Annotated in this window: 6 protein-coding genes; 5 read left to right on the top strand and 1 reads right to left on the bottom strand. The window is 73.5% G+C overall.

What is annotated here, in order from left to right:
• From ACIQOV_RS21715 to ACIQOV_RS21705, 3 genes are all read left to right on the top strand, one after another.
• On the top strand, window positions 1–2,656 hold a 2,656-nt coding region (locus tag ACIQOV_RS21715), incomplete at its 5' end, for a collagenase (RefSeq protein WP_401050789.1).
• Window positions 2,657–2,817: 161 nt separating this feature from the next.
• Window positions 2,818–3,054: a toxin-antitoxin system HicB family antitoxin gene (locus ACIQOV_RS21710; protein ID WP_049659744.1), complete on the top strand. Its 237-nt coding sequence runs from the start codon at window positions 2,818–2,820 to the stop codon at window positions 3,052–3,054.
• Window positions 3,051–3,479 carry a fic family toxin-antitoxin system, toxin component gene (locus ACIQOV_RS21705; protein ID WP_359909922.1) on the top strand — a complete coding sequence of 143 codons (429 nt, stop codon included), beginning with the start codon at window positions 3,051–3,053 and terminating at the stop codon, window positions 3,477–3,479. The genes ACIQOV_RS21710 and ACIQOV_RS21705 overlap by 4 nt, the downstream gene beginning before the upstream one ends.
• A 54-nt stretch (window positions 3,480–3,533) precedes the next feature.
• Here the strand turns inward: ACIQOV_RS21705 and ACIQOV_RS21700 are convergent, their stop codons facing one another.
• Window positions 3,534–4,415, bottom strand: coding sequence for a GNAT family N-acetyltransferase (locus tag ACIQOV_RS21700; protein ID WP_401050787.1), 882 nt, complete (start codon window positions 4,413–4,415; stop codon window positions 3,534–3,536).
• Between the two features lie 238 nt (window positions 4,416–4,653).
• On the opposite strand from ACIQOV_RS21700, the gene ACIQOV_RS21695 reads away from it, so the two are divergent.
• Together ACIQOV_RS21695 and ACIQOV_RS21690 are read left to right on the top strand one after the other, a co-directional pair.
• Entirely contained in the window at window positions 4,654–5,583 is a 930-nt protein-coding gene (locus ACIQOV_RS21695; RefSeq protein WP_401050784.1) for a RimK family alpha-L-glutamate ligase, read from the top strand.
• Window positions 5,580–6,432, top strand: an 853-nt coding sequence (locus ACIQOV_RS21690) for a RimK family alpha-L-glutamate ligase (RefSeq protein ID WP_401050782.1), incomplete at its 3' end; no start/stop codon positions are given. The genes ACIQOV_RS21695 and ACIQOV_RS21690, both read left to right, overlap by 4 nt.

The raw sequence follows: 6,432 nt of genomic DNA, 5'->3' as shown, positions 1-6,432 counted from the left end.
CCCACCAGTGCGCCCACGGATACCACTCCCCACCCTGCTGGCCGGCCTCGTCGCCGGCTGCTGTGCCGCCGCCACGCTGCTGCCCGCCACGGCCGCCTTCGCCGCCCCGGCTGCTTCCGCCGCCGCGGCCGCCTCCGGGTCGAGCGCCCGGCCCGCGGCCGGCGCCCCGGCGGCCGACCCGGGCTCCGCCCTGCCGAAGCCGCTCGGCGCCTTCCTCACGGTCGACCCGGCCGAGCAGTCCCGTGCGGCCGAGGAACCCGCCCCCGTCGCCAAGCCGCTGCCCCCGGCGCTGCTCGGGCAGCTCGTGATGGGCCAGCCGGCCGGCACCGCCGTGCAGACCGCGCAGCGCCCGGCCGGGCCGAAGACGTCCCCGGTCAAGCAGCCCCTCGCCGCCCGCGGTGCCGCCGCCGCGGCCGCCACCGCGCAGAGCTGCACCCCGGCCGACTTCGGCAGCCGCAGCGGGGCCGACCTGGTCTCCTTCCTGGAGGCCTCGACCCCGGACTGCGTCAACACGCTGTTCAACGTCACCGGCACGGACGCGGGCGCCGTCTTCAAGGAAGCGAAGATGCTCACCGTCGCCAACGCCTTCCAGAACGCGGCGGGCGGCTACACCGGCGACAACTCGACCGGCATCCTGCAACTCGTGCTCTTCCAGCGGGCCGGCTGGTACGTGCAGTCGAACAACGCGGGGGCGGTCGGCCCGTACGACGCGGCCCTGACCGGTGCCTCCAAGGCCGCCCTGGACGCGTTCTTCGCCGCGCCGCACCGCACCGACGTGAGCGACGGCAACGGCACCGTGCTCAACGAGGTCCTGGTGCTCACCGACAGCGCCAACCTCCAGGGCAGCTACCTGGGCGTCTACAAGCAGGTGCTGACGTCGTACGACAACGCGTACAACGCCTTCCCGAAGATGCTCAAGGCGGTCAACGCGGTGCTCTCCGCTCCGCTGTGGCGGGGCAACTGGAACCCCGACTTCGTCAGCGCGGTCGGCGCGGACCCGAGCATCGGCGCCACCCTGGGCGACTTCGCCCTGAACCACAAGGACCTGCTCGGCACCGCCAACGCCTACCTGGACGTCAACGCGGGCAACGACCTCGGCCGGATGGCCGGCGACGGCCCGGCGGTCGAGGCCGCGGTCAAGGGCAAGGTCAAGGCCGTCCTCGACGGCGCCCGGATCACCGGCGCCACCGGCCCGCTGTACGTCCACACCGCGTACCAGGCCAACAGCTTCGACCCCGGCCAGTGCTCGTACTACGGCACCTGCGACCTGCCGGCCAAGCTGACCGCCGCGGTGCTGCCGAACCAGCTGGTCTGCGACAACCGCACCATCCTGACCGAGGCGCTCCCGCCCGCCGACCTGTCCGCGGTCTGCGCCAGCCTGCGCGGCGAGGACACCTTCTTCCACAAGCTGGTGAAGGACAACGGGCCGATCCCCGGCCAGTACGACAAGGAGCTGACCCTCGCGGTCTTCGCCAACCAGGCCGACTACCTGACCTACTCCTGGGCGATCTTCAACAACTCCACCGACAACGGCGGACAGACCGTCATGGACCCGACCGACCCGAACAACCGGGCCGTGTGCGTGATGTACCAGAAGTCCTGGAACGACGGCTTCACCGCCAACGTGTGGAACCTCAACCACGAGTACACCCACTACCTGGACAACATCTACGACCTCAAGGGCAACTTCTCCACCGAGATCTCCGTCCCGGACATCTGGTGGATCGAGGGCGTCGCCGAGTACGAGTCCTACGCCTACCGCGGCACCACCGACACCCAGGCGATGGCCGAGGCCGCCAGGCACACGTACAAGCTGAGCACGATCTTCCAGAACACGTACGGCAATTCGGACACCGTGCGCACCTACCCGTGGGGCTACCTGGCGGTCCGGTACATGTTCGAGAAGCACCCGGCCGACATCGACTCCGTGCTCGCGCACTTCCGCACCGGCGACTACCAGGGCGGCTACGCGGTCTACAACGGCATCGGCACCGGCTACGACGCCGACTTCGACGCCTGGCTCGACGCCTGCGCCGGTGGCGCCTGCTACGCGGCCGGCCCGACCGCGCTGTTCGGCCAGACCGTGAACGGCCCGACCGTCACCCTGACCGACAAGTCCGTCCAGACCGGCCCCGGCCGGATCACCGCCTGGCACTGGACCTTCGGCGACGGCGGCTCGTCCGACCAGCAGAACCCGAGCCACACCTACGCGGCCGCCGGCACCTACACCGTCGCGCTGACCGTCACCGACGACACCGGCAGGACCGCCAGCACCCCGACCTCCGTCACCGTGACCACCGGCGGAGGCGGCGGCCCCACCACCCCGCCGGCCTGCACCGACCCCCGCGCCGACGCGCTCGGCAAGAACTGCTCGCGGGCCGATCTGGCGGCGACCGCCGGCAACCTGGACTACCTGTACGTCTACCTGCCGGCCGGCACCAGCACCCTGAGGATCACCACCTCCGGGGGCACCGGCACCGCCTCCCTGTACTACAACGAGAGCACCTGGGCCTCGCCGAGCGCGTACACCGCCTCGTCCACCAACCCGGGCACCACCCAGAGCATCACGGTGACCAACCCGACGGCGGGCTACCGCTACGTGAGCCTCTACGCGAACACCGACTTCAGCGGGGTGACCGTCAGCACCCAGTTCTGATCCGCCTCCCTTCCGGCGCGGGCCGGGTCCGTGGCAGCCGCCGCGGGCCCGGCCGTTCGGCGTCCCGGTGACGGCGAGGTTGCGCGGGGGCGTGCGGCAGGTGTGCGGGCGGTGTGCACGCGCCCTTGTTGTGCTAGCACTTGAGCGCTAGCTTGAACGGCATGGGTAAGAAGCAGCTGAACGTGCGGGTCGACGCCACGACCGCCGAGATGGCCCGGGAACGGGCGGAGCAGCAGGGGATCTCCATGAACCAGTACATCGAGCGCCTGGTCCAACAGGACATGGGCGAGTCCGGGCGGGCCTTCGTGGACGCGGCCGCGCAGTTCATGAAGGAGTACGAGTCGGCCTTCCTCGCCGAGTTCGGGGAGCCCGGCGACCTCCAGGACGTGCGCCGTTGAAGCTGGAGGTCGACCTCTCGTGGCTGCTCATGACCGCCGAGCAGTACACCCCCGGTGACCCGCAGGTCACCGACTACGGCTCGCTGCTCGCGGCCGTCACCCGCCACCAGGCCGAGATATTCGACATCGCGGTCTACCCCGAACCACAGGACCGCGCCGCCGCGCTGATGCACCAGCTGATCCGGGTGCCCGCCCTGGAGAAGACCAACGAACTCTTCGCGACCGCCGTCGCCTACGCCTACCTGGTCGCCAGCGGCTGCACCATTGCCACCACCGCCCGCGAGGTGCGCAGCCTCTCCCGGGCCATCCGCGAGGGGCGGCTCGGGGTGTCGGGCGTCGCCGAGCGGCTGGCGGCCTGGATGGTGGACGAGGCGGAAGGGGAGGAGGTCACCGGGGCGGACGAGGAGGACGAGGACGACGACTGATCGGCGCCGTCCTCGGCCGGCCCCGGGGCGCCGGGCGGCGGGGCCGCAGGGCTGCTACTGGGCGGTGGGCTGCTGCCGGGCGGGCTCCTGCTGGGCGGAGGGTTCCGCGATCAGGGCCGTCGCGAAGGTGCGGAAGCCGGCCCGGCGGTAGATCCGGGCGACGTCCTCGTCGGCGGCGGACAGGAACACCGTCCGAACCCCGTTCGCCCGGGCGTGCGCGACCAGCGCCGCGGTGACCGCCAGGCCCAGTCCGCGGCGGCGCGCGGACGGGAGCGTGCCCACCCCGGCCACCTCGGTGACCGGGCCCACCGGGTTGTGCTGGCCGGCGCACAGGGCCGTGCCGTCCTCCAGGGCCGCGGCCAGCACGGTGGTGCCGGCGGCGATCCGCCGGGCGACCTGCTCCGCCGTGCCGTCGGCCGTCAGCCGCGCCGCGGCCGTGGCCAGCTCGGCCGCACCGGTCGGGCCGACCGCCGTGCCCGGATCGCCGAAGGCCAGGTGCGGGACGGCGAGCGCGGCCGCCAGTTCCGGCGCGTCCGGGGCCAGCACCCGGACCTCCACCGGCTCCGGCAGCTCGGGCGCCGGGGCCGCTTCGTCCTGCGGGCCCAGTACCAGCAGCGGGTGCTCGTGCACCGTCAGGCCCGCCGCCTCGACCGCCGCGCGAAGCTCCGGGGTCTGCTCGGCCACCCACTCGAAGGCCTCCGGGACGCCCAGCTCCCGCTGCCGCTCCAGCACCCGGCGGACGTCCTCGGCGGTGGCGGCCGAGCCGCGGTGGCCGAGGGTCGGGCGGGCGTAGTACGGCCAGCCGCCCCCGTCCCGGACGAACAGGGTCAGCGGTCCGAAGTCCTCGGTGCGGGCGGCGCTGCGCGGCACGGCGTCGTAGTAGCGCTCGATCTCGTCGAGCAGGGGGCGGTCGGGAACATGATCAACAGGGGTCACGGCGTGCATCCAAGCAGGGGCTGTGGCGCGGTGCCACCGGATTTCCGGGGCACGTCCCGGGGGCCCTCGCCGCCTCCCCGATGCCCCTCGGCGTCTCCCCGGGGGCCGATTGTTGCCGAACGCTTACCCGCTCGCAGCGATCTTGTGCGAACACAGCGTGCATGCTGAAGGCTTTACAGCTCTGCCGAGGGGGACGGCGGACGTCTGCACTAGGCGAGGCAAGGGGGAAGACAGGCCCATGAGGCTCTGCTTTCTGGTGGAGGAACACTACCGGCACGACGGCATGCCGCTCGACGTGGCACGCCAACTCACGGCGTGGGGACACCGGGTGGACGTGCTGCGCCCCGGGGACTCGCTGCTGGCGATCTCCGAGGAGGTCCGGGCCGGCAGCCACGACGCCTGGGTGCTCAAGACCGTGTCCGGCGGGCCCGGGCTGACCCTGCTGGAGTCGGCCGCCGCCGTCGGCCTCACCACGGTGAACGACGTGCGCTCGATCCGCGGGGTCCGGGACAAGGCGCTCGCCGCGGTCATCGGCCGCACCCGCGGGCTGCCCGTCCCGGTGACGTACGCGGCCGCGCGCTGGGAACGGCTGGCGGAGATCCCGGCCGCCGAGTACCCGCTCGTGGTCAAGCCCGCCGACGGCAGCTCCGGGCGTGCCGTCCGGCTGGTGCGCAGCCCCGACCAGCTGCTGGAGGTCGGGCCGGAGCTGGCGGGGGAGGGGCTGCTGATCGCCCAGCCGTACGTGCCCAACTCCGGGACCGACCTCAAGGTGTACTGCGTCGACGGCGAGCTCTTCGCGACGGAACGTTCCTCCCCGCTGCACCCGGGGCAGGGCGTGCGCGAACGGCAGGTGCCGCTGCCGGGGAGCGTCGCGCGGATCGTGGCGCAGGTCGGCGAGGTGTTCGGGCTGGACCTGTACGGGGTCGACGTGCTGCTGGGGCCGGACGGGCCGGTGGTGGTGGACGTCAACGACTTCCCGAGTTTCCGGCAGGTGCCGGACGCGGTGGCCCGGGTCTCCCGGGCGGTGCTGCGGCTCGCGCGCAGCGGGACGGCCGTGTCGGTGCCCGGCGGGCCCGCCGAACTGGTGCCCGGCGGGCCGGTCGAGCTGGTGTCCGCAGGCGGCGACGCCTACGGTCAACTCGGCTTCGGTGAGGGTGAGTTGCTGTGAAGATCGGACTGATCACCGGCGACCCGGGGCATCCGGTGCTGGCCTCGGCGGCCGAACTGCTGGTGCGCCGGGGGCACGAGGTGGCGGTCGTCCCGCCCGCCGGGCCCGTGACCGGGCTCGCCGACGTCTGCCTGCTCAAGGCCCGCACGCCTCAGGCGCTGGCGCTGGCCGGGGAGCTGGAGCGGCGGGGCGTGCCGGTGGTCAACTCGGCGGCGGCCACCGGGCTGTGCCAGGACCGGGTGCGGATGGCCGACCTCGCCCGCGCCGCCGGGCTGCCCTTCGCGGCCACGGACGCGGCCGGACGCTTGGGCGACCTCGCCGATCCGGCCTACCCGTTCGTGGTCAAGAGCCGGCACAGCAGGCGGCACGACCTGGTCGCCCGGGTGGACAGCCCGGCCCGGTTGCGCGAACTCGCCGAGCGCTGGCCCGAGGAGCCGGTCGTCACGCAGCCGTTCGTCCCGGGGACGGGTTGGGACCAGAAGCTGTGGGTGGTCGACGGTCAGGTGTTCGCGGCCCGGCGGCAGTCCGAGCTCGCCACCGGCACGGGGAAGTCGGGGCGGGCGGAGGACTGGGAGCCGTCCGCCCGGCGGGCCGCGCTCGCGCTGCGCGTCGGCGAGGTGTTCGGGCTCGACGTGTACGGGGTCGACCTGCTCGACGGGCCCGCCGAGCCGGTCATCGTGGACGTCAACGCCTTTCCCGGGGTGCGCGGCCGCCCCGGCGCGCCGGAGGCGCTGGTGGCGCTGGCGCTGCGGGTCGGGGCGCAGCGGGGGCCGGTGCTCGCGGGGCGGGACCGCGCGCGGCGGGGCCCCGCGGGGCGGGCGCTCGCAGGACTCGGGAGGAGATCGGAAG

This window comes from Kitasatospora sp. NPDC091257, from assembly GCF_044757675.1.
GTDB lineage: Bacteria > Actinomycetota > Actinomycetes > Streptomycetales > Streptomycetaceae > Kitasatospora > Kitasatospora lactacystinica.
Note: the sequence above shows the minus strand (reverse complement) of the source record. Positions and strands in the feature narration are given on the sequence as shown.